The organism is Azospirillum sp. TSH100, from assembly GCF_004923295.1.
Taxonomy (GTDB): Bacteria; Pseudomonadota; Alphaproteobacteria; order Azospirillales; family Azospirillaceae; genus Azospirillum.
Map to the genome: position 1 here is coordinate 869,450 of NZ_CP039634.1, position 24,291 is coordinate 893,740.

Consider the following 24,291-nt stretch of genomic DNA (forward strand, 5'->3'; position numbering starts at 1 on the left):
GTCGGCGGAAAACGGCCGGCCGGCACCCTGGCGTGGAACTGTGGCTCTAATAAGCCGGGGCTCCAGTATGCCGGGTTTCGGGAAGTTAGTTCTCCCGCTTCCGCTTGCCAACCCGACTGTCTGTTCCTTTTTTAAGCGGGACCCATGCTGGAAGAGCCGGAATCGGAGAAAAGGACGAGCCATGAACGACACACCCCCCATGCCGGACAAGGATGCGGACAGGACCACCGGGCTCGAGCCGGGCCAGAAGGTAGAGCAGGAGGGGGCCGTCCGCGACAAGCTGGTCGCCACCAAGGAGCAGTGGGCGCGCGACGGCCGCGCGTTGACAGGCCATGCCGCCGACCCGGCGCGCGAGCGTCTGCCGCCCGGCCAGCGTCTGGTGACCGACTGGCCGGTGCTGGACCTCGGCATCACGCCGAAGGTGACGACCGCCAACTGGACGCTGACCGTCGACGGGCTGGTGGAAAACCCGCTGTCCTGGAGCTGGCAGGATTTCCAGGCCCAGCCGCAGGAGAGCTTCGTCTCCGACATCCACTGCGTCACCACCTGGTCGCGCTACGACAACCGGTGGGAGGGCGTCAGCGCCCGCCGCCTGCTGGAACTGGCCCAGCCGAAGCCGGAGGCGCGCTTCGTCGTCTTCCATTCCTTCGACGGCTACACCACCAACGTCGCCCTGTCGGACTTCGATGACGACGGCGTGCTGCTCGCCACCAATTGGGAAGGCCAGCCGATCAGCCGCGACCATGGGGGACCGGTACGGATCATCCTGCCCAAGCTGTATCTCTGGAAGAGCGCCAAGTGGGTGAAGCGGATCGAGCTTCTGGCCGGCGACCGCAAAGGCTATTGGGAGGTCCGCGGCTACAACAACCACGCCGATCCTTGGCTGGAGGAGCGCTATTCCGACTGATACGGTGAAGCGGCACATTCACCAAAAGCCACTTTCACCTTGCCGGCGAAACCGTTAAGGTGCGGCGCAAGTGGCCCCGTAGCTCATCAGGATAGAGCGCGAGTTTCCTAAACTTGAGGCAGCAGGTTCGAGTCCTGCCGGGGTCACCACCAGCATTCCGGTTTCCGTGCGCGGCCTTCAATGCGCGACGATGGCACAGACTGTCGCCCTCGTCGCCTTGGCCAGATCGGCGGGCGCCAGCACGATCTGCAAGCCGCGCCGACCACCATTCACCACCATTTCCGGCAGCGCCTCGGCGCTCGCGTCGATGAAGGTCGGCAGCGCCCTCTTCTGGCCCAGCGGGCTGATTCCGCCGACCAGGAAGCCGGTGGTCTTTTCCGCCAGCGCCGGGTCGGCCAGATCGGCCTTCTTCGCCTTGGCCGCCGCGGCGATGGCCTTCAAATCCAGCTTGGCCGCGACCGGAATGACGGCGCAGGCCAGCGCCTTGGGCTCCAGCTGGACGATCAGGGTCTTGTAGACGATGGCGGGATCGAGCCCGAGCGATTCAGCCGCGTGCAGGCCGATGGCGTCGGCCGACGGGTCGTACTCGTACTCCATCAGCCGGAAGGAGACGCCCGCCGCCTTCGCCGCATTGACCGCCGGTGTTACTTTCGCCGCCATGCTCCACACCGCTCACCAAGAAATAGCGGCGGGAGCTTGGCAGGCGGGGCAATGGGTGTAAAGCCCTGCGGACCTCACTCCCCGCCGCGCGAGGACGGGTTGCCGATCATCGTGAGGAATTCGCGGCGGGTCGACGGGTCGGTGCGGAAGGCCCCCAGCATGCGGCTGGTCACCATGGTGACGCCCGTCTTGTGGACGCCGCGGGTGGTCATGCACTGGTGTTGCGCCTCGACCACCACGGCAACGCCCTCGGGTTGGAGGACCTCGTCGATGGTGTTGGCGATCTGCGCCGTCATCTTCTCCTGGATTTGCAGACGCTTGCCGTAAGCCTCGACGAGGCGCGCCAGCTTGGAGATGCCGACGACGCGGCGGCGCGGCAGATAGGCGACATGGGCCTTGCCGATGATCGGCACCATGTGGTGCTCGCAATAGGACTCCACCCGGATGTCGCGCAGCACGACCATCTCGTCGTAACCGTCGGTCTCCTCGAAGGTGCGCGACAGAATCTCGACCGGATCGATGCCATAGCCGGCGAAGAATTCCTCATAGGAGCGGACGACGCGGTCCGGCGTGCCGACGAGCCCTTCGCGCGACGGGTCGTCGCCGGCCCAGCGGATCAGGGTGCGCACCGCCTCCTCCGCCTCGGCGCGGGACGGGCGGGCGGCGGCGTCCGTCCGGGACAGGCCGGGGCCGCGGAGCACGTTGTCGACCACCGGAGGCTTGGCGTGCGGGGTCTTGGTAGCCGTCACGGGAACATCCTTTCCATAACTGGGAAAAACACCCTGCGTGGACCGCCGGACACCGGACCGACGGCTATCGCGCAACACGCCCATCGTGTCTGGCGTCACTCGTGTCTAGCGTCAGTACGCAGCCGTTGCCTCGGCGGATCAACCGAACGGCTCGTAAGACGAAAATGAGCTATCTATAAACGGAATGGCAGCGTCCGCCTTCCCGTTTCCGCCCGGTTTCTGTCGCCGGGCGCCATTCGGAAGTCCCTAGATAGGGCCCGGCCAATGGCCTTCAAGCTGAGAACAAAGTAAGGGCAGCAATGCGGATTGTCAAAGCCGCGTGTTAATTTCTTCCAATATCCACACACATTCTATTGTATTATTTGCCCGCGTATTGTTCGCCTGCGCTCGGATTTGCCAATCAGTTCAGCTGCATCGGCTGATGCGGGCTGTCGAGCGAAAAGGCCGGGATCGTCACGTCGAAGGCCCGGCCGTCCTGCCCTTCCATGCCATAGGTGCCGGTCATGATGCCGGACGGCGTGCCGAGCGGGGTGCCGCTGGTGTATTCGAAATGGTCGCCGGGCTCCAGAACCGGCTGTTCGCCGACAACGCCGGGCCCCCTCACCTCCTGCAGGCGGCCCATGGCGTCGGTGATGCGCCAGTGGCGGGTGCGCAATTGCACCGTTTCCTTGCCCTCATTCTCGATGCGGACATGATAGGCCCAGACGAAACGCCCCTCGGCTGGCGAGGACTGGTCTTCCAGGAACACGGGCTGGACGGTGACGCGGATGTCGTGGGTTACGGCGGTGTACATGGCAGACGATCCGATGAACGGCGCCGGCCGGAAAACGGGCCGGCGGCTGGGGGACTCCGGGTGGCCGGGCGGCGGTTGGCCTTAGAATAAAGTCCCCCCTCCGCACTGTCCAGAACCGGCCCTGACAATCCTGCGACATCCACCCATTGAGCCCGCACCGAGATGGATACAGTCATGCACAGTCCTCGGGTCTCGATGGTCTTGCGACGGGGGGACGACGATGATATATGCGCAAGTCCCAGCAACGGCCGAAGAGCCTTGTCCATGTCTCGTCCGCACGCCCTTCGCATCCGACGACGGAGCCTCGCACCGCGCATCGCGGTTGCGGCCGTCCTTGGGTCGCGTGCGGACGCCAAAGGCACATCGGGGACCTGACACCCCCGGCCTTCCGGCGGCGGCGCGATCCGCCCTTCAGAAGCCTTCTGAGAAGACCTTCTTCCCGCCGGGAGCCCCACCTGATGATCATCACCGTCGAAGAGCCGAAGCACGCCGCCGCCATCGAAGCCCTGCTGGACGCCTCCTTCGGTCCGGACCGCTTCGCCAAGACCGCCTACCGGCTGCGCGACGGCGTCGACTCCATCGCCGCCCTGAACCTCGTCGCCATCGAGCATGACGAGCATGGGCACGAGGTGGTGGTTGGCACCATCCGCTATTGGCCGATCCTGGTCGGTGGCGCCACCCCGTCCATCCTGCTCGGCCCCATCGCGGTCGCCGCCCATCTCCAGGGCAGCGGGCTCGGCAGCAAGCTGATCCGGATGAGCCTGAACAAGGCGGTGGCGCTGGGTCACAAGTCGGTGATCCTGGTCGGCGACGCTCCCTATTACGAGCGGTTCGGCTTCTCCCGCGCCCTTACGCTGGGCATGGAGATGCCGGGCCCGGTCGACATGAACCGGCTGCTGGGGCTGGAGCTGGTCGAAGGCTCGCTGGCCGCCGCCGCCGGCATGATCGGCAAGCCGGAACAGGCCGACGCGCTGGATGCAGCCATCGGAGCCACGCCGGTTCTGGCCCCGGCGCTGACCGGCGCGGCCGGCAATGCCCCGATCCTGGCGGGAGACACCCCCGTCCCTTTCAGCGCCCTGTTCAGCCGGACGGCGGCGGAGCGACTTTGGACTGACCGGGTGCGCCGGACCGACTGGTTCTGGCGCGACGGCCTCCAGGCCGGGGCAGCGTGACGATTATCGATTGCGGGAACCACAGTTCTGCAAACATGGGTGGGGTGAAGCGGGATTGACTCGATTTGCCCCACACGCGATACCATCTTTTCAGGAGCGACGCCGGACCGACGGCGTGCCGCGCGCCACGTATCATCGTGAGCGCGCTATTCGTTTTTGTTCCAAGCGGAAGGGTGCGGGTTGACCAAGAAGCTGTTCATCAAGACCTGGGGCTGCCAGATGAACGTGTACGACTCCACCCGGATGGCGGACGTCCTGGCACCGCTGGGCTACCAACCGGTCGATGAGCCGGACGGCGCCGACATGGTGATCCTGAACACCTGCCACATCCGCGAGAAGGCGGCCGAGAAGGTCTTCTCCGAGCTTGGCCGGCTGCGCCAGATGAAGGACCGCAAGGCGGAGGCCGAGGATGGTCGGATGATCCTGGCGGTCGCCGGCTGCGTCGCCCAGGCCGAAGGCGAGGAGATCGTCGCCCGCGCCCCCTTCGTCGATATGGTCTTCGGCCCGCAGACCTACCACACCCTGCCGGAGATGGTGGCGAAGGCCAGCCGTGCCGCCGGCAGCGTGCTGAACACCGATTTCCCGGCCGAATCCAAGTTCGACCTGCTGCCCGAGGAATCCGGTGCCCAGGGCGTCACCGCCTTCCTGGCGGTGCAGGAGGGCTGCGACAAGTTCTGCACCTTCTGCGTGGTGCCCTACACCCGCGGTGCGGAGTTCTCCCGCCCCGCCGGCCAGATCCTGGCCGAAGCGAAGCGGCTGGTCGCCGGCGGCACGCGCGAGATCACCCTGCTGGGCCAGAACGTCAACGCCTGGCACGGCGACGGGCCGGACGGCGCGACCTGGGGCCTCGGCCGGTTGATCCGCGAGTTGGCGGAGATCGACGGGCTGGCGCGCATCCGCTACACCACCTCGCACCCGCGCGACATGGCCGACGACCTGATCCGCGCCCATGCCGAGGTGCCGCAGCTGATGCCCTACCTGCATCTGCCGGTGCAGGCCGGGTCCGACCGCATCCTGGCGGCGATGAACCGCAAGCACAGCGCCGACGATTACCGCCGGCTTGTCGACCGGCTGCGCAGCGCCAAGCCCGATCTGGCGATGTCCGGCGACTTCATCGTCGGTTTCCCCGGCGAGACGGACGCCGACTTCGCCCAGACGCTGAAGCTGGTCACCGAGATCGGCTATGCGCAGGCCTACTCCTTTAAATACAGCTCACGTCCCGGCACCCCGGCCGCGGTCGAGGGCGCCCAGCTGCCGGAAGAGGTGAAGGAGGCGCGGTTGGAGGCGCTCCACCAGCTGCTGGACGCCCAGCAGATCGCCTTCAACCATGGCTTCGTCGGCCGCAGCGTGCCCGTCCTGTTCGACCGCATCGGCCGCCGCGACGGCCAGCTGCTGGGCCGCAGCCCGTGGATGCAGTCCGTCCATGCCGAGGCGGACGAGCGGCTGCTCGGCCGCATCGTCGAGGTGCGGGTCGACGCCGCGCGGGCCAACAGCCTCGCCGGCACCGTGGTGACCGGGGAGTATGTCACCGCCTCTCCCTTCCAGCCTGCCATAACCTTGGAGGCAAGCGCTTGAACGGTCTGCCCGAACGGCGCATCGACGTTCAATTCGATGACAACCGTCTTCTGCCGATGCTGTACGGGGAGCATGACCGCCACCTCGCCCGCATCGAATCCCTTCTCGGCGTGTCGCTGATCTCGCGTGGCAACACCCTGACCATCTCCGGCCCGTCCGACGCCGCCGAGACGGCACGGACGGCGCTGAACGGCCTGTATGGCCGGCTGACCCGCGGCCAGACCATCGACGGCGGCGAGGTCGACGGCGCCGTCCGCATGGCGACCGCCGAGGCCGGTTTCGCCGGTGTTTCAACCGGTGGTGTGTCTGGCGGCGAGGAGCCGCGCGCGCCCGGCCCGCAGGCGACCATCACCCGCGCCGAGATCGCGCTGCGCACGCGCCGGCGCGGCCCGATCACCCCGCGCACCCCCACCCAGGCCGCCTATCTGCAAGCCCTGGCTGAAAGCGAGCTGGTCTTCGGTCTCGGTCCGGCCGGCACCGGCAAGACCTATCTGGCGGTGGCCCAGGCGGTGGCGCTGCTGACCACCGGTCAGGTCGACCGCATCGTGCTGTCGCGCCCGGCGGTCGAGGCCGGCGAGCGGCTCGGCTTCCTGCCCGGCGACCTGAAGGAAAAGGTCGATCCTTACCTGCGTCCGCTCTATGACGCGCTGCACGACATGCTGCCGGCGGAACAGGTGAAGAAGCGGCTGGAGTCCGGCGAGATCGAGATCGCGCCACTGGCCTTCATGCGCGGCCGGACGCTGGGCAACGCCTTCGTCATCCTGGACGAGGCACAGAACACCACGCCGATGCAGATGAAGATGTTCCTGACCCGTCTCGGTGAAGGCGGGCGGATGGTCGTCACCGGCGACATCTCGCAGATCGACCTGCCCACGGGCACCCGGTCGGGCCTGCGCGACGCGCTGGACATCCTGCGCGGGGTGGAGGGTGTGCGCTTCGTCCGCTTCACCGACGCCGATGTCGTCCGCCACCCGATGGTGGCCCGCATCATCCGCGCCTATGACCAGGCCGATGCCCGCGAAGCGGAGCGCAGGCAGGCCCGCCGCACCAACGCCGCACCGGCCGGTTCCGCATCCGAAACGACCATTGGAAACGATGGGACCGTTGGAGAACCGGAATGACAACCGCGGTCGATATCACTGTTTCACGTGAAGCCGGCGACTGGGCCGAGGACGCCGAGTGGCTGGCGGAGCGCGCGGCGCTTGCCGCCCTGGGTGCCGCCTATGACGACGAGGAAGGGCCGGCCGAGCTGTCGGTCGTGCTGGCCGACGATGAACTGGTCCACCGGCTGAACCGCGAGTATCGCGGCAAGGACAAGCCGACCAACGTCCTGTCCTTCGCCCTGACCGAGGCGGAGGAACCGGAACCCGAGGATGGGGTGCCGGTGATGCTGGGCGACGTCATCCTCGCCTATGAAACGGTTGTACGCGAAGCCGCCGAACAGCGGAAAAGCTTCAAAGACCACATGACTCACCTTGTGATGCATGGTGTTCTGCATCTGCTGGGTTATGATCACGAGACGGACGACGAGGCCGAGGAGATGGAGGCGCTGGAAACCCGGTTGCTCGCCACGCTTGGAATCGCCGATCCTTACGCCGCCAACCACCAACCGCCGGACCGATGAGCGATATATCCGACAGTCGCACGCCCCGTGATGACCACGGGGCCGAAGACCATTCCCTGGGCCACCTGTTCAAGGGGTGGCTCCGCACCGTCTGGGGCGGCCGCGAGGACAATTCCCTGCGCGGCACCATCGAAGAGCTGATCTCCGGCCTGGACGATGCGGCCAGCGCGGACGGCGAGGATTCGCTGGGCGCCGGCGAGCGGGCGCTGCTGACCAACATCCTGAAGCTGCGCGACCGCAGCGTCGCCGACGTCATGGTGCCGCGTGCCGACATCATCGCCGTCGACATCGATACCCCCTTTCCCGCACTGGTCCAGCGCGTCGCCGAGGAAGGCCATTCCCGCCTGCCGGTGTTCCGCGAAACTTTGGACGACGTGGTCGGCATCATTCACATCAAGGATGTGATGACCCTGATGGCCAGACAGGCCGTCTCCGCCGAAGGACTGCGCCAGAAGCCGGACCTGACCGGCATCATCCGTGAGGCGAAGATCGTCGCCCCCTCCATGCATGTGCTCGACCTGCTGGTGCAGATGCGCCAGACCCGCCAGCACATGGCGCTGGTGGTGGACGAGTTCGGCGGGATCGACGGACTCGTCACCATCGAGGATCTGGTCGAGGAGATCGTCGGCGAGATCGAGGACGAGCATGACGAGGCCACGGCCCCGCGGTTGGTCGAGCGTCCCGACGGCAGCCTGATCGCCGATGCCCGCCTGCCCATCGAGGATTTCGAGGACCGCGTCGGTCCGGTGCTGACCGAGGAAGAGCGCGAGGACATCGACACACTCGGCGGTCTGGTCGTTTCCATTGCGGGCCGCGTTCCGGGATTGGGCGAGCGGCTGGTGCATCCCTCGGGCCTGGAGTTCGAGATCGTCGACGCCGACTCCCGCCGTTTGAAGCGCCTGCGAGTTCACAATGTCCCGGCCAACAGCGTCGAGCTGGCGGAGACGGCGTAAGGGGATGGGTGGGGGTCCACCTCCCCACCCCCACAACTCAGCCCCGCCCACAAGTACCTTGGCACCCCTGTCCGGCCGCATTACCTATGGCGCCGCCCGCCTCCCCGCCGCTGCCGGAGTTTCCGCTTTGACCGCCACCGACACCCTGCCCGTCCCGGCCCGGCTGGGCCGCGTTTCCGCGCGGCTGACCGCGTTGAGCGGTTGGCGCCGGCTGGCCGCCGCGGCGCTGCTGGGCGGGCTCGCCACGTTGGCGCTGCCGCCAGCCGACCTGATGCCGGTTGTCCTGGTGGCGTTTCCCGGCCTGATCTGGCTGCTGGAAGGCGTGCAGACGAAGAAGGGAGCCTTCGCCGTCGGCTGGTTCTTCGGCTTCGGCCATCACCTGCTTGGGCTCTATTGGATCAGCGCCGCGCTGTTCACTGACATTGAACGCTTCTGGTGGGCGCTGCCGCTGTCGGCGGTCGGCCTGCCGGTCCTGCTGGCGATGTTCAGCGGCGGCGCCACGCTGACCTTCCAGTTGCTGCGCCGGCGCGGCTTCGGCACCGGGCTGGGCCGGCCGCTGCTGTTCGCCGCCTGCTGGTGCGTGTGGGAATGGCTGCGCGGCCATGTCTTCACCGGTTTTCCCTGGAACCTGATCGGCTATGGTTGGGTCGGCGTGCTGCCGGTGCTGCAAACCGCCTCACTGGTCGGCATCTATGGCCTGACGCTGGTCACGGTGCTGGTGGCGTCGTTGCCCGCCGCCCTGCCCGACCGCGACACCACGCCCGGCCGTGCCCGCGCCACCTTTGTCTCCGGACTGGCTCTGTTGGCGGCCCTCGGCGGCTGGGGTGCGTGGCGGCTGGCCGGTGCCGTCGACGAACCGGTGCCGGGCATCCGGCTGCGGCTGGTGCAGGCGGCGATCGACCAGCGGCTGAAATGGGCGCCCGGCGAACGGGTGCAGAATTTCCAGAGCCATCTGGCCTTGTCCGCCGCCCCGCCGGTCGATCCCGCCGCCCCGCCGCCCAACGTCATCATCTGGCCGGAAACCGCGGTCCCCTTCTTTGTCGAGGAGGATGCGCGGGTGCGGCAGGCCATGGGATCGGTCACGCCGCCGGGCGGGTTGCTGATCACCGGCGCGCCGCGCACGACGGTGGATGCCGACGGCGAGCGGCGCTATTTCAACGGCATGGTCGTGATCGACGGCAGCGGCGCCGTGGTCGCAGACTACGACAAGTTCCACCTCGTTCCGTTCGGCGAATATATGCCGCTGCGGCAATGGCTGCCGGTCGGCGCCATCGCCGGCAATGGGGCGGAATTCTCCCCGGGTCCCGGTCCACGCACCCTGCATCTGGCCGACCGCATGGCGGGCCTGCCGCCTTTCAGCCCGCTGATCTGCTACGAGAGCATCTTCCCCGGCGCCGTGGTCGACGGCGCCGACCGGCCGCAATGGCTGCTGAACCTGACCAACGATGCTTGGTACGGCCGCACTGCCGGTCCGCACCAGCATTTCGCCATCAATCAGGTCCGGGCGGTGGAGGAAGGATTGCCCCTCGTCCGTGTGGCGAATACGGGGATATCCGGAGTGGTGGATTCCTACGGTCGTGTGCGACAATTGCTCGGACTGGGTGAGCGTGGCTTCATCGATACCACATTGCCGAAAGCTTCGGTTGGCGTCACAGCCTATGCCCGCATGGGCGACTGGATTTTCGGCATAGTGCTTCTGGGCTGTTTTATCGCGGCCTTGGCCTCGCGATATCACCGGTGACGCAGCAATACGGGCAATCCGCCCACCACTGGCAGATTAAATTCGTGTAAACGGGTTGACCGTACCGGGCTTGACTGCATACGTGGATATGTCGTAACTAGGTTGCACAACCGTTACAGGGATAAACGAGATGCAGACTGAAACTGGGGCGCCGCGCGGGCGCCGTGCGGGTGCGGGCCGTCCGAAGACCGGAAAGCCGAATCCCATCGACGTCCATGTCGGATCCCGCGTCCGTCTCCGCCGCACGCTGCTCGGAATGAGCCAGGAAAAGCTGGGCGAGGCCATTGGCCTGACCTTCCAGCAGGTTCAGAAGTACGAGCGTGGTGCCAACCGGATCGGCGCATCGCGTCTGTTCGATCTCAGCCGCGTTCTGGACGTGCCGGTTTCCTTCTTCTTCGACGATATGCCAGCCGAGGCCGCCGCGGCCCGCGTCGAGGACGACGATGAGGCGGGTGCGTCGGACGAGCGGTCCGCCAGCACCTATGAGCCCGATCCGATGGCCAAGCGCGAGACGCTGGAACTGGTTCGCGCCTATTACAAGATCAATGATCCGTCGGTGCGCAAGCGCCTGTTCGAGCTGACCAAGGCTGTGGCCAGCGCCGCCGTGGCGGAAGCCGCCGAGTAATTTTCTGTAGCAATGCCTGGCTGTAACGACTGCCAGTAACATCCGTCTGCAGCTGCCGCCGGCTGCTTGCGGCATGTGATACCCACCGAATGGGGAAGACGCGGCACGGCCGTGTCCACCCCCTTCGTGTGGTGCCTGCGATGATAGGACCAAGGCGTTACCGCCGGCCTTACCGCCGGTAGTCTTCTTGACCCCAGACGGAAACCTTGTCAAAACCGGTTTTGGACCGGTGTCTGCGGCCGCTGTACCGGTCTGCCGTTTCGGCTCATGAAATAGCGTGCCGCCGAATGCCGAGGTTTCCCGTGGCAAAGCTGAACTACGTGTTCACCAGCGAGTCCGTGTCGGAGGGTCATCCCGACAAGGTCTGCGACCGCATCTCCGACGCCATCGTCGATCTTTATCTTTCGCACGACCCGCAGGCCCGCGTGGCCGTGGAGACGCTGGCGACCACCAACCAGGTTGTTCTGGCCGGCGAGGTTCGCGGCCCCGAGAGCATCAAGGCCGACCAGCTGGTCGAGGTCGCCCGTGCCGCGGTGAAGGACATCGGCTACGAGCAGGACGGCTTCCATTGGGAGAAGATGGACGTCAAGTGCTTCGTCCATTCCCAGTCGGCCGACATTGCGGTCGGCGTCGACGCCGCGGGCAACAAGGACGAGGGTGCCGGCGACCAGGGCATCATGTTCGGCTATGCCTGCCGCGAGACCCCGGCGCTGATGCCGGCGCCGATCTACTACAGCCACGCCATCCTGAAGTCGCTGGCCGAGGCGCGCCATTCCGGCGCCGCCCCGCAGCTGGGCCCGGACGCCAAGAGCCAGGTCACCCTTCAGTACATCGACGGCCGCCCGGTCCGTGCCACCGCCATCGTGCTGTCGACGCAGCATGCCGAGGGCCTGGACCAGGAGGCCGTTCGCGAGATCGTCCTGCCGCACATCGTCAACTGCCTGCCGGACGGCTGGATGTGCGATCCGAAGAACCTGTACGTCAACCCGACCGGCCGCTTCGTCATCGGCGGCCCGGACGGTGACGCCGGCCTGACCGGCCGCAAGATCATCGTCGACACCTATGGCGGTGCGGCCCCGCACGGCGGTGGCGCCTTCTCGGGCAAGGACCCGACGAAGGTCGACCGCTCGGCCGCCTACGCCGCCCGCTATCTGGCCAAGAACGTCGTCGCGGCGGAGCTGGCGGAGAAGTGCACGATCCAGGTGTCCTACGCGATCGGCGTGTCGAAGCCGCTGTCGGTCTATGTCGACACCCACGGCACCGGCACTGTCGACGAGGACCGTCTGTCGGACATCCTCCAGCAGCTGGTGGACCTCAGCCCGCGCGGCATCCGCACGCATCTGGGCCTGAACAAGCCGATCTACGCCCGCACCGCCGCCTACGGCCATTTCGGTCGCGAGCCGGAGGTGGACGGCGGCTTCTCGTGGGAGAGGACCGATCTGGTCGACGCCCTGCGCGGCGCCTTCTGATCGCCCGGACCGGCCGATCACCAACATAAAAAGGGCGGCGGAGGCTGGAAACGGCCTCCGCCGTCTTTTTATGTAAGCCCCTTTCCTGCCGATACCGCTCTCCGAACCGCATCAGCCGCCATGACCGACAGCAAAACCGCTCAACCGAACGACGAAGCCGCCCAGACCGAAACCGGAAACCGGCTGTTCGGCCGGCGCAAGGGCCGTCCCCTGCGCAAGCGCCGGACGAGCCTGATCGAGGATCTGCTGCCGCAACTCCAGATCCCGCTGCCGAAGCCCGGCGACAGCCTGGACCCCGCCGGCCTCTTCGACACCCCGAAGCGGGACGTCTGGCTGGAGATCGGTTTCGGCATGGGCCATCACCTCGCCTGGCAGGCTGCGCACAATCCGGATATTGGCATCATCGGCGCCGAACCCTTCCTCAACGGCATCGCCGGCCTGCTGGGCATGGTCGAGGACGACTGTTTGCGGAACGTGCGCATCCAACCCGACGACGCCCGGCCGCTGCTCGACGCCCTGCCCGATGCCTCGATCGGCCGCGCCTTCGTTCTGTTCGCCGATCCCTGGCCGAAGAAGCGTCACGCCGACCGCCGCTTCATCGGGCCGGAGAACCTGCCGCGGCTGGCCCGCGTGCTGAAGGACGGAGCGGAGCTGCGTCTTGCCAGCGACGACATGGGCCTGGTGCGCTGGATGCTGGAACATACGGTGAAGCATCCCGATTTCGAGTGGACGGCCCGCTGCCCATCGGACTGGCGCAGCCGCCCAGACGACTGGCCGGCGACGCGCTACGAGGAAAAGGCGATCGCCGCCGGCCGCAAGCCAGTGTTCATGCGCTTCGTCCGCCGCCCGCGGGAATGAGCAAGCCGGTGTCAGGCGCTTGTGACTGGTTGAAGGGGATCCGGTTCAGCGAAGAGTGGAGCGGCGAAATGCTCCACCACCGGGAACGGTTGGTAGAAGTGATGGAGACGCCGCTTCCACTCTGCATAACGGTCTGAGCCACGGAATCCATCTGTGTGGTCCTCCAGACGTTCCCACCACACCAGCAGCAGATAACGGCAGCCATCTTCAAGGCAGGGCCGGACCTCCATCCCGCGAAAACCGGACGATGCCGCGATCAGCGGACGGGCGTCGGCCATCGCCTGTTCAAAGGCGCCCTGCTCACCCGGCCGCACGTTTAAAATCGCCGCTTCCAGGATCATTCCACCCCCCTTCGACGCCACCACCACCAGTTCCGCTTGTAAAGGAACATGGCGATCCCGAAAAGACTTGCGGCATCGGGCGGAATGGCTATATTCACCCTCTGAGAACCCATACGGATCGGCGGCCCGGGCAACCGGGCCGGCGAGACGCTTTGCGGGTGGGCTTTTGCCCACTTATTTTTTTATGAGCGTGTGGAAGCGCGCGCTTGTTAAACCTTCTGTTGTGGAAACCTCGTCCGGTTCGATCCCGGCCGCAGGCTTTGGGTTGGGTGGAATGGACGCTACAGGTCGCATCGAACAGATCATCACGCCGTCGGTCGAAGCCATGGGCTATGAGGTCGTGCGCGTTCAGATCTCCGGCGGCCAGCGGTCGGTTCTCCAGATCATGGCGGAGCGCGCCGACGGCGCGCCCATGACTGTCGAGGATTGCGCCGACATCAGCCGGTCCGTCTCCGCCCTGCTGGACGTGGAAGACCCCATCCGCGAGGCTTACACGCTGGAGGTCAGCTCGCCCGGCATCGACCGGCCGCTCACCCGGCTCAAGGATTTCGAGCGCTTCGCCGGCTTCGAAGCCCGGCTGGAAAGCCGCATGGCCATCGACGGCCGCAAGCGCTTCAAGGGCATGCTGAAGGGCGTCGAGGACGGCCTCGTGTGCATCGACACCGAACAGGGAGCCGCCCGGCTGGAGTTCGACAACATCCTGCGCGCCAAGCTGGTGCTGACGGACGAACTGATCCGTGCCAGCCAGGAGCAGCAGGAGGGCCCGCACAACTGACGGACCCGTCTATCAGGACGCGCCATCGGTAATGCTTGGCCCAGCTGCCCACCCCGCCGACCCGACCGGACATCACGCAAGACCGGCATCACACAAGACCGACTCAGGAAGTGTAACGGATGGAACTGCTGCAAGTCGCTGACGCGGTCGCCCGCGAAAAGAACATCGACCGGGACGAAGTCCTGGAGGCGATGGAGCAGGCGATTCAGAAGGCCGGCCGCTCCAAGTACGGCCACGAGCACGACATCCGCGCGCGCATCGACCGCAAGACCGGCGACATCCATCTGACCCGCCACCTTGAGGTGGTCGAGACGGTGGAGAACGAGGCGACGCAGGTCACCCTGCCCTACGCCCTGAAACGCAAGGCCGGCGCCAAGATCGGCGATTTCCTGGTCGACCCGCTGCCGCCGATCGATTTCGGCCGCATCGCCGCCCAGACCGCCAAGCAGGTGATCGTGCAGAAGGTGCGCGACGCCGAGCGCAAACGCCAGTTCAACGAGTACAAGGACCGCAACGGCGAGATCGTCAACGGTCTGGTCAAGCGCGTCGAATACGGCAACGTCACCGTCGACCTGGGTCGCGCCGAAGCGATCCTGCGCCGCGACGAGCTGCTGCCGCGCGAGCATTTCAAGAACGGCGACCGCGTCCGCGCCTACATCTTCGACGTCCGCGAGGAACCGCGCGGCCCGCAGATCTTCCTGTCGCGCACGCATCCGATGTTCATGGCGAAGCTGTTCGCCCAGGAAGTGCCGGAAATCTACGACGGCATCATCGAGATCAAGGCCGTCGCCCGTGACCCCGGTTCGCGCGCCAAGATCGCGGTGCTCAGCCACGACAGCTCCATCGACCCGGTTGGCGCCTGCGTCGGCATGCGCGGCAGCCGCGTCCAGGCGGTCGTCGGCGAGCTGCAGGGCGAGAAGATCGACATCATCCCGTGGTCGGGCGAGGCGGCGACCTTCGTCGTCAACGCGCTCGCCCCGGCCGAGGTCGCCAAGGTCGTGCTCGACGACGACAACCACCGCATCGAGGTGGTGGTGCCCGACGACCAGCTGTCGCTGGCCATCGGCCGCCGCGGCCAGAACGTGCGCCTCGCCTCGATGCTGACCGGCTGGGACATCGACATCCTGACCGAACAGGAAGAGTCGGAGCGCCGGTCGGAGGAAATCCACAACCGGTCCGCCCTGTTCATGCAGGCGCTCGACGTTGACGACGTGATCGCCCACCTGCTGGTCGCCGAAGGATTCACCTCGGTCGAGGAGATCGCCTTCGTCGAGACCGAGGAACTGGCGGAGATCGAAGGCTTCGACGAGTCGGTCGCCGACGAGCTTAAGCAGCGTGCCCTCGCCTTCCTGGAAGTGCAGGACGAGCAGGCCAACGAGCGCCGCCTTGAGCTGGGCGTCGAGGACATCGTCGCCGAGCTGACCGGTTTCACCGCCACGCAGCTGGTGAAGCTGGGCGAGAACGGCGTGAAGACGCTGGACGATCTGGCCGATCTGGCCGGCGACGAGCTGGTCGAGATCCTGGGCAAGGACGGCGCCAAGGACGCTCCTTCGGAAGAGGAGGCGAACGCGATCATCATGGCCGCGCGCGCCCACTGGTTCGAGGGTGAGGAACAGGACGGCGCCGCCACGGCGCCGGTGACCGACGGCTCCGCCGATGGTCAGGGCGCGCAGGCCTGACCGGCAGCAATGCCGGTTGGAACTGCGCCCGACAGGAACGATTATTCGGGACCGCGCGAGCGGATGACGATCGGATGACCGAACGGAACGACGAACGGACACCGACCGCCGCCGCGGATGCGGTGCCGGAACAGGAATTGGCACAGGACGAAGGTGCCGGGACGGACCGCCTGCCGGCCGACGACGAGAAAGGGCCTCTGCGCCGCTGCATCGCGTCGGGTACGGTGGGGCCGAAAGAGGGCATGATCCGCTTCGTGATCGGCCCCGACGGCGAGGTGGTTCCCGACCTGGAGGAACGTCTGCCCGGCCGCGGCCTTTGGGTCACGGCCGACCGGGATGCTCTGGCGAAAGCCATGGGTAAATCCGTTTTCGCCAAGGCGGCCCGTCGGGCGGTGAAGGTACCGCCCGATCTGGCCGAACGGCTGGAACGGCTGCTGGAACGCCGTTGTCTGCATGCGTTGGGCCTTGCCCGCCGTGCCGGCCATGTTCTGGCAGGGTATGAGAAGGTGCGCGAGGCGTTGAGGGCCAACCAGGTCGGCCGTGCGGGTCCCCCGCCGGCCCTGCTGGTCGAAGCCGCTGACGGCTCGCTGGACCAGCGCGGCAAGGTGACGGCGCTCGCGCCGTCGCTGCCGGTGATCGATCTCTTCGAGTCCTCGGCCTTGGCCGCGGCGCTCGGACGCGATCACGCGGTGCACGCCGTGGTGGCGCGGGGCAGGCTGGCCGCAGGGCTGGCCCGCGAAGCGGCACGCCTGAGGGGGCTGAAAGGTCCCCGAGGGGACCTGGACCTGAAAGGTCCCCAAGGGGACCCGGACGCGCACCGGGATTCTGATAAGGGCTGGGGAGTCGGCGATAAGGCCGGCCGGCCTGCGATGTAACGTCTGACCATTCGGGAACCGATGACCGATAGCAACGACCAGGACCAGAAAAAAGTCTTGCACCTAACCGGCGCCAGCAAAGGAAAGCTGGAGTCGAAGAAGCCGGTCGAGACCCAGGTCCGGCAGAGCTTCTCCCATGGCCGGTCAAAAGCGGTGACCGTAGAGGTCAAGCGCAAGCGTCATGTTGAAAAGGGCGCCGTGCCCGGCGTTGCCGACGGCGGCGCCGCCGCGCGTCAGGCCGCTCAGGGCCTGCCCATCCGCGGCGCGCAGGGCCAGCGGCCCCGTGGCGGAGGTGCCCCCGCCGGGCGCCAGCTGACCCGCGAGGAGCTGGAATCGCGCCTGCGTGCCCTTCGTGGCGCCGCGGCGTTCGAAGAACAGCGCCGCGTCGAGGCCGAGGAAGAAGCGGTGCGCGCCGAAGCCCGCGCCGCCGAGGCCGCCGCCCGTGCCGCCGAAGAGACAGAAGCAGCTCCGGCCGTCCCCTCCGAAGCCGACGCTCCGGCTTCCGCCCCCGCCGTCTCCGACGCTCCGGCCCAGGCCGCGCCGGAAATGCCGCCGATCATTCTGGATGCCGAGACCTTGCGCCAGCGCGAGCTGGATGAGATGCGCGCCATCCAGGAGGAGGAGCGCAAGATCGCTGCCGAAGCCGAACGCCGCCGCAAGGAGGAAGAGGCCAAGCGCAAGGAAGCCGAGGAGGCCAAGCGCCGCGATGCCGAACCGGCACCGCGCCGCGACAGTGGCCGTGAAGGCAGCCGCGACGGTGCGCCCCGCGACGGCGCGCGTCCAGCCGGTGCCCGGCCGGGTGCCGACCAGCGCCCCGGCGGTGCCGCCGCCCGTCCGGCCGCCGATGCCGCTCCCGGCCGCACCCTGCCGGGTGCCGGTGCCCCGCCGGCCCGTGCCGTCGAGGAAGAGGACGACAACCGCCGCAAGGGTGGTCGTGGCGGCGCTCCCGCCAAGGCCGCTCCGGCCCGTCCGGCCGCCAAGGCTCCTGCCGGCGCCGACCGCCGCAAGGGCACCAAGCTGACCGTCTCGCAAGCGCTCAGCGACGATGGCGGCGACCGCACCCGGTCGCTGGCTGCCGTCCGCCGTGCCCGCGAGCGTGAACGCCTGCGCCAGATGAGCCGTCAGGAGACGGCGAAGGTCACCCGCGACGTCGTGCTGCCGGAAGTCATCACCGTCCAGGAACTGGCCAACCGCATGGCCGAGCGTGGCGCCGACGTCATCAAGGCGCTGATGCGCATGGGCGTGATGGCCACCATCAACCAGACCATCGACGCCGACACCGCCGAGCTGGTCATCACCGAGTTCGGCCATCGCGTCCGCCGCGTGTCGGAGTCCGACGTCGAGATCGGCCTGCGTGCCACCGAGGAAGAGGGTGCCATCCTGGTGCCGCGTCCCCCGGTCGTCACCATCATGGGCCACGTCGACCACGGCAAGACCTCGCTGCTCGACGCCCTGCGCCAGACCGACGTGGTGTCGGGCGAGGCCGGCGGCATCACCCAGCACATCGGCGCCTATCAGGTGCAGCTGGAGTCGGGTGCGAAGATCACCTTCATCGACACGCCGGGCCACGCCGCCTTCACCGAGATGCGTGCCCGCGGCGCCAACGTCACCGACGTGGTCGTGCTGGTGGTCGCCGCCAACGACGGCGTCATGCCGCAGACGATCGAGGCCATCCGCCACGCCAAGGCGGCCAAGGTTCCGATCATCGTCGCCATCAACAAGTGCGACCTGCCCGATGCCAAGCCGGAGCGCGTCCGCCAGGAACTGCTCCAGCACGAGCTGGTGGTCGAGGAGATGGGCGGCGACGTTCTCGACGTCGAGGTGTCGGCCAAGGCCAAGCGCAACCTGAACAAGCTGGAAGAGGCCATCCTCCTCCAGGCCGAAATCCTGGAGCTGCGGGCCAACCCCGAGCGCGCCGCCGAAGGCGTCGTCATCGAGGCGAAGCTGGAGCGTGGCCGTGGTTCGGTCGCCACCGTGCTGGTCCAGCGCGGCACGCTGAAGGTCGGCGACGTGTTCGTGACCGGCGCCGAATGGGGCCGCGTCCGCGCCCTGATCAACGATCGCGGCCAGACCGTCAACGAGGCGGCCCCGGCCGTCCCGGTCGAGGTTCTGGGCCTGAACGGCACGCCGATGGCCGGCGACGACTTCACCGTCGTCGAGTCCGAAGCCCGTGCCCGCGAGATCGCCGAGTTCCGCCAGCGCAAGAAGCGCGAAGCTGTGGTCGCGGCGTCGGCCCGCGGTTCGCTGCAGGACATGTTCAGCCGCATCCAGGCCGGCGAGGCCAAGGAACTGCCGGTCGTCATCAAGGGCGACGTGCAGGGCTCGATCGAAGCCATCGCCAGCTCGCTGGAGAAGCTCACGGCCGAGAACACCGAGGTCAAGGTCCGCGTCCTGCACAACTCGGTCGGTGCGATCAACGAGTCCGACATCACGCTGGCCAATGCGTCCAACGCGATGATCATCGGCTTCAATGTCCGCGCCAACCCGCAGGCCCGCGACCTCGCCAAGCGCGACGGCGTCGAAATCCGCTACTACTCGATCATCTACAACGTGATCGACGACGTGAAGGCGGCACTGACCGGTCTGCTGTCTCCGACGCTGCGGGAACGCTTCATCGGCTACGCGACCATCCGCGAGGTGTTCAACATCACCAAGGTCGGCAAGGTCGCCGGTTGTATGGTCACTCAGGGCACCGTCAAGCGTGGCGCCGGCGTCCGCCTGCTGCGCGACAATGTCGTCATTCACGAAGGCACGCTCAAGACGCTCAAGCGCTTCAAGGACGAAGTCAAGGAAGTGCGCGAGGGTTACGAGTGCGGCATGGCCTTCGAGAACTACGACAACATCCAGGCCGGCGATCAGATCGAAGCTTTCGAGATCGAGGAAATCGCTCGCGAGCTGTGACCTGTCCGGTTTACCCGATCCCTTCCGGCATCCGCCGGAATGGATCGGGTGGCCTTTTTGGCTTTCAGGGGCGCGGGATCCATCCTGCGCCCTGTTCCTATATTGGGTTGGAAGAGCGTACTCCCCCAACCGCTTGTGATCGGCTGGAGAGCTGAAGCAGCCCGGCCAAGTGACATCGACGAAAGACACGTACCATGGCCAGCAAGAAGCGCGGCGCGTTCACCGCCGGCAAGCCCCCGTCCCAACGGCAACTGCGCGTCGGCGAGGAGTTGCGCCACGCCCTTGCCGACCTGTTCCGCCGCGGGGACTTCCACGATCCCGAGCTGGCCTCGCTGAACGTCACGGTCACCGAGGTGCGGATCAGCCCGGACCTGTCCAACGCCACCGTCTTCTACTCGACGCTGGGCGGCGAGCGGATGGAGGAGGCCCAGGTTGCCCTGAAACGGGCTGCCGCCTTCCTGCGCGGACAGGTCGCGCGCATGGTCAACCTGCGCCATGCCCCGACGCTGAGCTTCGAGGGCGATACCTCCTTCGACTACGCCCACCGCATCGACAGCATCCTGCACAGCCCGGAGGTCGCCCGCGACCTGAGCGGCCATCCGCTGGGCCGCGTCAACGGCGACGACGACCATGACGAGGATGAGGACGATTCCTGGGACGAGGATGAGGACGGCGAGGACGAGGACCCCGACGCGGCGGACGACGAGCTGGAAGGGGACGATCCCGACAGCGATGACTTGGGCGACGACCGCGCCATGCTCGACGACGAGGACAAGAGCGGGGAAAAGGGCGGCCGTCGTGGCTCGTAAGCGCAAGGGCACGCCGATCCACGGCTGGATGGTGCTGGACAAGCCGGAAGGCATGACATCCACCCAGGCGCTGTCGAAGGTACGCCGCCTGTTGAACGCCGAGAAGGCCGGGCATGGCGGCACGCTCGACCCGCTGGCGACCGGCATCCTGCCGATCGCGTTGGGCGAGGCGACCAAGACCGTGTCCTATGCCATGGACGGCACCAAGACCTACCGCTTCTCCATCCGCTGGGGCGAGCGCACCACCACCGACGACCGCGAGGGCGAGGTGATCGCCCGCTCGGACCATCGTCCGGCGACCGAGGCGATCCGCGCCGCCCTGCCCGCCTTCCTGGGCGAGATCCAGCAGGTGCCGCCGCAGTTCTGCGCCATCAAGATCGACGGCGAGCGCGCCTACGACATCGCCCGTGAGGGCGATGCTGTCGATCTTGCCGCCCGCACCGTGCGCATTGACCGCTTCGAACTGGTCGAGGAACCGGACGCCGACCATGCGGTGTTCGAGGTCGATTGCGGCAAGGGCACCTATGTCCGTTCGCTGGCCCGCGACCTGTCGGAGGCGCTGGGCACGGTCGGCCATGTCGGACTGCTGCGCCGTCTGCGCGTCGGCTCCTTCACGCTGGACCGGGCGATTTCCCTGGACGAACTGGCCGCCATGGAGCAAGGTGCGGCCGTCGAACGACTTCTGTTGCCGATCGAGACCGCGCTGGACGACATCCCGGCGCTGGCCCTGACGGAAGCGGAAGCGCACCGACTGAGGCACGGCCAGACGGTCGCCCTCCTCACCCGGCAGGATCGTGACCGCCTGATGGCGGTTCAGGGTGCTGACGGTGGGGACGGCACCGTCATTGCGCTTTTCGGCGGAACGCCGGTGGCGTTGGCCCGTGTCGAGGGGGCGGAGGTCCGTCCGGTGCGCGTGCTCAACCTCACATGATTTAGGAGACCCCGATGTCGATTACGCCCGAGCGCAAGCAAGAGCTGATCAAGGAATTTTCCCGCGGCACCAACGACACCGGTTCGCCCGAGGTCCAGGTGTCGATCCTGACGGAGCGCATCAGCAACCTGACGGATCACCTGAAGGGCCACAAGAAGGACTTCCACTCCCGCCGTGGTCTGCTGGTGATGGTCGGTCAGCGCCGCCGTCTGCTCGACTACCTGAAGAAGAAGGATCAGTCGCGCTACGCCGCTCTGATCGAGCGTCTGGGCCTGCGCCGCTAACGGCTGCGCCGTCCCGCTGACGGGTTCGGGTTTCCCCGGCCGGCCACCGGCCGGGGGTTTCCCTTGAAAACCGGCGGGAAGCTTTGAGTCATCGTCCACCTGTATCGTTCCGGAACACCTCATTGGTTATTGGCAATACAAACTCGATCTTGAGCGCTTCGTGACGAACAGGCCGGCCCGATCATTCGGGGACCGGCCTTTTTTGCATTCACGACTCCCGTGTCTCGATTTGTTTGATCCTGTTGTCGAGCACCACATCTCCGGTTTTCTCGCGGGGTCCTACGACCGATGGCCCCGGCCTTGGGCGGCAATCCGGCCGTTTCAGGGTGTCGGATGGAAGGAAAGAATCCATGTTTACTGTTCATCGCAAAGAAATCGAGTGGGGCGGCCGCAAGCTGGTCCTGGAGACGGGCAAGATCGCCCGTCAGGCCAACGGCGCGGTGCTGGTCACCTATGGTGACACCACCGTACTGTGCACCGCCGTCGCCGCCAAGGCGCCGAAGCCGGGCGTCGATTTCTTCCCGCTGACCGTCAACTATCAGGAAAAGGCATTCGCAGCCGGCAAGATCCCCGGCGGCTTCTTCAAGCGCGAAGGCCGTCCGACCGAGAAGGAAACGCTGGTCAGCCGCCTGATCGACCGTCCGATCCGTCCGCTGTTCGCCGACGGCTTCCGCAACGAGACGCAGGTCGTCTGCACCGTGCTGAGCCATGATCTGGAGAATGATCCGGACATCGTGGCGATGGTCGGCGCCTCGGCCGCCCTGACCATTTCCGGCATCCCGTTCCTGGGTCCGATCGGCGCCGCCCGCGTCGGCTACAAGAACGGCCAGTACATCCTGAACCCGACCATGGACGAGGTCGACGACAGCGACCTGGATCTGGTCGTCGCCGGCACCGTCGAAGGCGTTCTGATGGTCGAGTCGGAAGCCAAGGAGCTGACCGAAGAGGTCATGCTGGGCGCCGTCATGTTCGGCCACACCAACTTCCAGCCGGTGATCAACATGATCATCGATCTGGCCGAGGAATGCGCCAAGGAGCCTTGGGACCTGCCGGAGCCGTCCTACGACCGCAAGGCCCTGAAGGCCCGCCTGCGCGAGACCGTCGGTGCGGACGTCGAGGCCGCCTACACCGAGACGGTGAAGCAGAGCCGCTACGAGAAGGTCGGTGCCGCCAAGGCGAAGGCCTTGGAGACTCTGGCCGAGGAATTCGACGCCCAGTCGATCGGTTTCGAGTTCAAGGAGTTGGAGGCCGACATCCTGCGCGGCGCCGTCCTGAAGACCGGCCGCCGCATCGACGGCCGCGACACCAAGACCGTGCGCCCGATCGTGTCGGAAGTCGGCGTTCTGCCGCGCGCACACGGCTCGGCCCTGTTCACCCGCGGCGAGACCCAGGCACTGGTCGTCACCACGCTGGGCACCAGCCAGGACGAGCAGATCATCGACGCGCTCGAAGGCGAATACCGCGAGCACTTCATGCTGCACTACAACTTCCCCCCGTATTCGGTGGGTGAAGCCGGCCGCATGGGCAGCCCGGGCCGCCGCGAGATCGGCCATGGCAAGCTGGCGTGGCGCGCCATCCACCCGCTGCTGCCGAAGAAGGAAGACTTCCCCTACACGCTGCGCGTCGTGTCGGAAGTCACGGAGTCCAACGGCTCCTCCTCGATGGCCACCGTCTGCGGCACCTCGCTGTCGCTGATGGATGCCGGCGCGCCGCTGGCCCGCCCGGTCGCCGGCATCGCCATGGGCCTGATCAAGGAAGACCACGGCTTCGCCGTCCTGTCGGACATCCTGGGTGACGAAGATCACCTCGGCGACATGGACTTCAAGGTCGCCGGCACCGAGGTCGGCGTCACCGCGCTGCAGATGGACATCAAGATCACCTCGATCACCGAGGAGATCATGAAGATCGCGCTGGGCCAGGCCAAGGACGGCCGCCTGCACATCCTGGGCGAGATGTCGAAGGCGCTGACCGGCGCCCGCGAAGGCGTCAACGAGAACGCCCCGCGCATCACCGTGATCAACATCCCGAAGGAGAAGATCCGCGACGTGATCGGCTCCGGCGGCAAGGTGATCCGCGAGATCGTCGAGCAGACCGGCGCCAAGATCGACATCGACGACGATGGCACCGTCAAGGTCTCGGCCGTCGATCAGAAGAAGTCGGACGCCGCCATCGAGTGGATCAAGGGCATCGTCGCCGAGCCGGAGATGAACGTCGTCTACACCGGCAAGGTTGTGAAGGTCGTCGATTTCGGCGCCTTCGTGAACTTCCTGGGCTCACGCGACGGCCTCGTCCACATCTCCGAACTGGCACAGCAGCGCGTCGGCAAGGTGTCGGACGTCGTGTCGCAGGGTGACCAGGTGAAGGTCAAGGTCATCGGCTTCGACGACCGCGGCAAGGTCAAGCTGTCGATGAAGCAGGTCGATCAGGCCACCGGCGAGGACCTGACCAAGAAGGCGGAGTGATCCGTCGATAGGGTTCGGGACCGCCGGGCAACCGCCCGGCGGGACCTGCCATGAACAGGGGCGCTTCCCATCGGGGAGCGCCCTTTGTCATTTTAGGTGTCATTATGG

At 66.8% G+C, this 24,291-nt stretch carries 22 protein-coding genes and 1 tRNA gene; 19 read left to right on the top strand and 4 right to left on the bottom strand.

Annotated features, from left to right (window positions below):
• Positions 1 to 181 precede the first annotated feature (181 nt).
• Both E6C72_RS04160 and E6C72_RS04165 read left to right on the top strand, forming a co-directional pair.
• Positions 182 to 907, top strand: coding sequence for a molybdopterin-dependent oxidoreductase (locus E6C72_RS04160; protein ID WP_199228715.1), 726 nt, complete (start codon positions 182 to 184; stop codon positions 905 to 907).
• 72 nt (positions 908 to 979) lie between these two features.
• Positions 980 to 1,056 (top strand) — tRNA-Arg (locus E6C72_RS04165).
• 28 nt (positions 1,057 to 1,084) lie between these two features.
• Here E6C72_RS04165 and ybaK read toward each other — a convergent pair.
• From ybaK to apaG, 3 genes are all read right to left on the bottom strand, one after another.
• Positions 1,085 to 1,567, bottom strand: a complete 483-nt coding sequence (gene ybaK, locus E6C72_RS04170; protein ID WP_109085097.1) for a Cys-tRNA(Pro) deacylase — start codon at positions 1,565 to 1,567, stop codon at positions 1,085 to 1,087.
• Positions 1,568 to 1,641: 74 nt separating this feature from the next.
• A complete protein-coding gene (folE, locus tag E6C72_RS04175; protein ID WP_199228716.1) occupies positions 1,642 to 2,268 on the bottom strand; it encodes a GTP cyclohydrolase I FolE in 627 nt (208 codons plus the stop codon).
• A 448-nt stretch (positions 2,269 to 2,716) separates the two neighbouring features.
• The gene (gene apaG / locus E6C72_RS04180) at positions 2,717 to 3,109 is read right to left on the bottom strand and encodes a Co2+/Mg2+ efflux protein ApaG (protein ID WP_109085096.1); all 393 of its coding nucleotides are present in this window, start codon (positions 3,107 to 3,109) and stop codon (positions 2,717 to 2,719) included.
• Between the two features lie 458 nt (positions 3,110 to 3,567).
• Here apaG and E6C72_RS04185 point away from each other — a divergent pair, with 458 nt between their 5' ends.
• From E6C72_RS04185 to E6C72_RS04225, 9 genes are all read left to right on the top strand, one after another.
• The gene (locus tag E6C72_RS04185) at positions 3,568 to 4,281 is read left to right on the top strand and encodes a GNAT family N-acetyltransferase (protein WP_109085095.1); all 714 of its coding nucleotides are present in this window, start codon (positions 3,568 to 3,570) and stop codon (positions 4,279 to 4,281) included.
• A gap of 180 nt (positions 4,282 to 4,461) precedes the next feature.
• Entirely contained in the window at positions 4,462 to 5,856 is a 1,395-nt protein-coding gene (gene miaB, locus E6C72_RS04190) for a tRNA (N6-isopentenyl adenosine(37)-C2)-methylthiotransferase MiaB (RefSeq protein WP_109085094.1), read from the top strand.
• On the top strand, positions 5,853 to 6,977 hold the full coding sequence (locus tag E6C72_RS04195; RefSeq protein ID WP_109085093.1) for a PhoH family protein: 1,125 nt from the start codon (positions 5,853 to 5,855) through the stop codon (positions 6,975 to 6,977). The genes miaB and E6C72_RS04195 overlap by 4 nt, the downstream gene beginning before the upstream one ends.
• Positions 6,974 to 7,480 (top strand): rRNA maturation RNase YbeY, encoded by a 507-nt coding sequence (gene ybeY, locus E6C72_RS04200; protein ID WP_109085092.1) that lies wholly within the window; start codon positions 6,974 to 6,976, stop codon positions 7,478 to 7,480. Before E6C72_RS04195 ends, ybeY begins: the two co-directional genes overlap by 4 nt.
• Positions 7,477 to 8,433 carry a hemolysin family protein gene (locus tag E6C72_RS04205; protein WP_109085091.1) on the top strand — a complete coding sequence of 319 codons (957 nt, stop codon included), beginning with the start codon at positions 7,477 to 7,479 and terminating at the stop codon, positions 8,431 to 8,433. The genes ybeY and E6C72_RS04205 overlap by 4 nt, the downstream gene beginning before the upstream one ends.
• Positions 8,434 to 8,560: 127 nt before the next feature.
• The gene (gene lnt / locus E6C72_RS04210; RefSeq protein WP_109085090.1) at positions 8,561 to 10,174 is read left to right on the top strand and encodes an apolipoprotein N-acyltransferase; all 1,614 of its coding nucleotides are present in this window, start codon (positions 8,561 to 8,563) and stop codon (positions 10,172 to 10,174) included.
• A 130-nt stretch (positions 10,175 to 10,304) separates the two neighbouring features.
• Positions 10,305 to 10,799: a helix-turn-helix domain-containing protein gene (locus E6C72_RS04215; protein ID WP_109085089.1), complete on the top strand. Its 495-nt coding sequence runs from the start codon at positions 10,305 to 10,307 to the stop codon at positions 10,797 to 10,799.
• A 302-nt stretch (positions 10,800 to 11,101) separates the two neighbouring features.
• Positions 11,102 to 12,268 carry a methionine adenosyltransferase gene (gene metK, locus E6C72_RS04220; protein ID WP_109865438.1) on the top strand — a complete coding sequence of 389 codons (1,167 nt, stop codon included), beginning with the start codon at positions 11,102 to 11,104 and terminating at the stop codon, positions 12,266 to 12,268.
• A gap of 120 nt (positions 12,269 to 12,388) precedes the next feature.
• Positions 12,389 to 13,126 (top strand): tRNA (guanosine(46)-N(7))-methyltransferase TrmB, encoded by a 738-nt coding sequence (locus E6C72_RS04225; RefSeq protein ID WP_109084934.1) that lies wholly within the window; start codon positions 12,389 to 12,391, stop codon positions 13,124 to 13,126.
• Between the two features lie 11 nt (positions 13,127 to 13,137).
• Here E6C72_RS04225 and E6C72_RS04230 read toward each other — a convergent pair whose 3' ends face one another.
• The gene (locus E6C72_RS04230; protein WP_109084933.1) at positions 13,138 to 13,467 is read right to left on the bottom strand and encodes an antibiotic biosynthesis monooxygenase; all 330 of its coding nucleotides are present in this window, start codon (positions 13,465 to 13,467) and stop codon (positions 13,138 to 13,140) included.
• 274 nt (positions 13,468 to 13,741) lie between these two features.
• Here E6C72_RS04230 and rimP point away from each other — a divergent pair, with 274 nt between their 5' ends.
• The 8 genes from rimP (at position 13,742) to pnp (ending at position 24,183) form a co-directional block, all read left to right on the top strand.
• Entirely contained in the window at positions 13,742 to 14,242 is a 501-nt protein-coding gene (gene rimP / locus E6C72_RS04235) for a ribosome maturation factor RimP (RefSeq protein ID WP_109084932.1), read from the top strand.
• Between the two features lie 119 nt (positions 14,243 to 14,361).
• Positions 14,362 to 15,921, top strand: a complete 1,560-nt coding sequence (gene nusA / locus E6C72_RS04240) for a transcription termination factor NusA (RefSeq protein WP_109084931.1) — start codon at positions 14,362 to 14,364, stop codon at positions 15,919 to 15,921.
• Between the two features lie 74 nt (positions 15,922 to 15,995).
• Complete coding sequence (locus E6C72_RS04245; protein WP_109084930.1) at positions 15,996 to 16,796, top strand: RNA-binding protein; 801 nt, start codon at positions 15,996 to 15,998, stop codon at positions 16,794 to 16,796.
• 21 nt (positions 16,797 to 16,817) lie between these two features.
• Entirely contained in the window at positions 16,818 to 19,697 is a 2,880-nt protein-coding gene (gene infB, locus E6C72_RS04250; RefSeq protein ID WP_109084929.1) for a translation initiation factor IF-2, read from the top strand.
• Positions 19,698 to 19,891: 194 nt separating this feature from the next.
• Positions 19,892 to 20,506: a 30S ribosome-binding factor RbfA gene (gene rbfA / locus E6C72_RS04255; RefSeq protein ID WP_109084928.1), complete on the top strand. Its 615-nt coding sequence runs from the start codon at positions 19,892 to 19,894 to the stop codon at positions 20,504 to 20,506.
• The gene (gene truB / locus E6C72_RS04260; protein WP_109084927.1) at positions 20,496 to 21,437 is read left to right on the top strand and encodes a tRNA pseudouridine(55) synthase TruB; all 942 of its coding nucleotides are present in this window, start codon (positions 20,496 to 20,498) and stop codon (positions 21,435 to 21,437) included. The genes rbfA and truB overlap by 11 nt, the downstream gene beginning before the upstream one ends.
• Before the next feature lie 14 nt (positions 21,438 to 21,451).
• Positions 21,452 to 21,721, top strand: a complete 270-nt coding sequence (gene rpsO, locus E6C72_RS04265; protein WP_063635662.1) for a 30S ribosomal protein S15 — start codon at positions 21,452 to 21,454, stop codon at positions 21,719 to 21,721.
• Between the two features lie 350 nt (positions 21,722 to 22,071).
• The gene (pnp, locus tag E6C72_RS04270; protein ID WP_109084926.1) at positions 22,072 to 24,183 is read left to right on the top strand and encodes a polyribonucleotide nucleotidyltransferase; all 2,112 of its coding nucleotides are present in this window, start codon (positions 22,072 to 22,074) and stop codon (positions 24,181 to 24,183) included.
• The last annotated feature ends 108 nt before the right edge of the window (positions 24,184 to 24,291 follow it).

What these genes read in the sequence shown, in the direction of transcription:
- pnp (WP_109084926.1), top strand. Translation starts at nt 22,072, where the DNA reads ATGTTTACTGTTCATCGCAAAGAAATCGAGTGGGGCGGCCGCAAGCTG.
- rbfA (WP_109084928.1), top strand. Translation starts at nt 19,892, where the DNA reads ATGGCCAGCAAGAAGCGCGGCGCGTTCACCGCCGGCAAGCCCCCGTCC.
- rimP (WP_109084932.1), top strand. Translation starts at nt 13,742, where the DNA reads ATGGACGCTACAGGTCGCATCGAACAGATCATCACGCCGTCGGTCGAA.
- E6C72_RS04215 (WP_109085089.1), top strand. Translation starts at nt 10,305, where the DNA reads ATGCAGACTGAAACTGGGGCGCCGCGCGGGCGCCGTGCGGGTGCGGGC.
- apaG (WP_109085096.1), bottom strand. Translation starts at nt 3,109, where the DNA reads ATGTACACCGCCGTAACCCACGACATCCGCGTCACCGTCCAGCCCGTG.
- E6C72_RS04160 (WP_199228715.1), top strand. Translation starts at nt 182, where the DNA reads ATGAACGACACACCCCCCATGCCGGACAAGGATGCGGACAGGACCACC.
- E6C72_RS04230 (WP_109084933.1), bottom strand. Translation starts at nt 13,467, where the DNA reads ATGATCCTGGAAGCGGCGATTTTAAACGTGCGGCCGGGTGAGCAGGGC.
- rpsO (WP_063635662.1), top strand. Translation starts at nt 21,452, where the DNA reads ATGTCGATTACGCCCGAGCGCAAGCAAGAGCTGATCAAGGAATTTTCC.
- ybaK (WP_109085097.1), bottom strand. Translation starts at nt 1,567, where the DNA reads ATGGCGGCGAAAGTAACACCGGCGGTCAATGCGGCGAAGGCGGCGGGC.
- E6C72_RS04205 (WP_109085091.1), top strand. Translation starts at nt 7,477, where the DNA reads ATGAGCGATATATCCGACAGTCGCACGCCCCGTGATGACCACGGGGCC.
- nusA (WP_109084931.1), top strand. Translation starts at nt 14,362, where the DNA reads ATGGAACTGCTGCAAGTCGCTGACGCGGTCGCCCGCGAAAAGAACATC.
- infB (WP_109084929.1), top strand. Translation starts at nt 16,818, where the DNA reads ATGACCGATAGCAACGACCAGGACCAGAAAAAAGTCTTGCACCTAACC.
- E6C72_RS04225 (WP_109084934.1), top strand. Translation starts at nt 12,389, where the DNA reads ATGACCGACAGCAAAACCGCTCAACCGAACGACGAAGCCGCCCAGACC.
- ybeY (WP_109085092.1), top strand. Translation starts at nt 6,974, where the DNA reads ATGACAACCGCGGTCGATATCACTGTTTCACGTGAAGCCGGCGACTGG.
- E6C72_RS04245 (WP_109084930.1), top strand. Translation starts at nt 15,996, where the DNA reads ATGACCGAACGGAACGACGAACGGACACCGACCGCCGCCGCGGATGCG.
- E6C72_RS04185 (WP_109085095.1), top strand. Translation starts at nt 3,568, where the DNA reads ATGATCATCACCGTCGAAGAGCCGAAGCACGCCGCCGCCATCGAAGCC.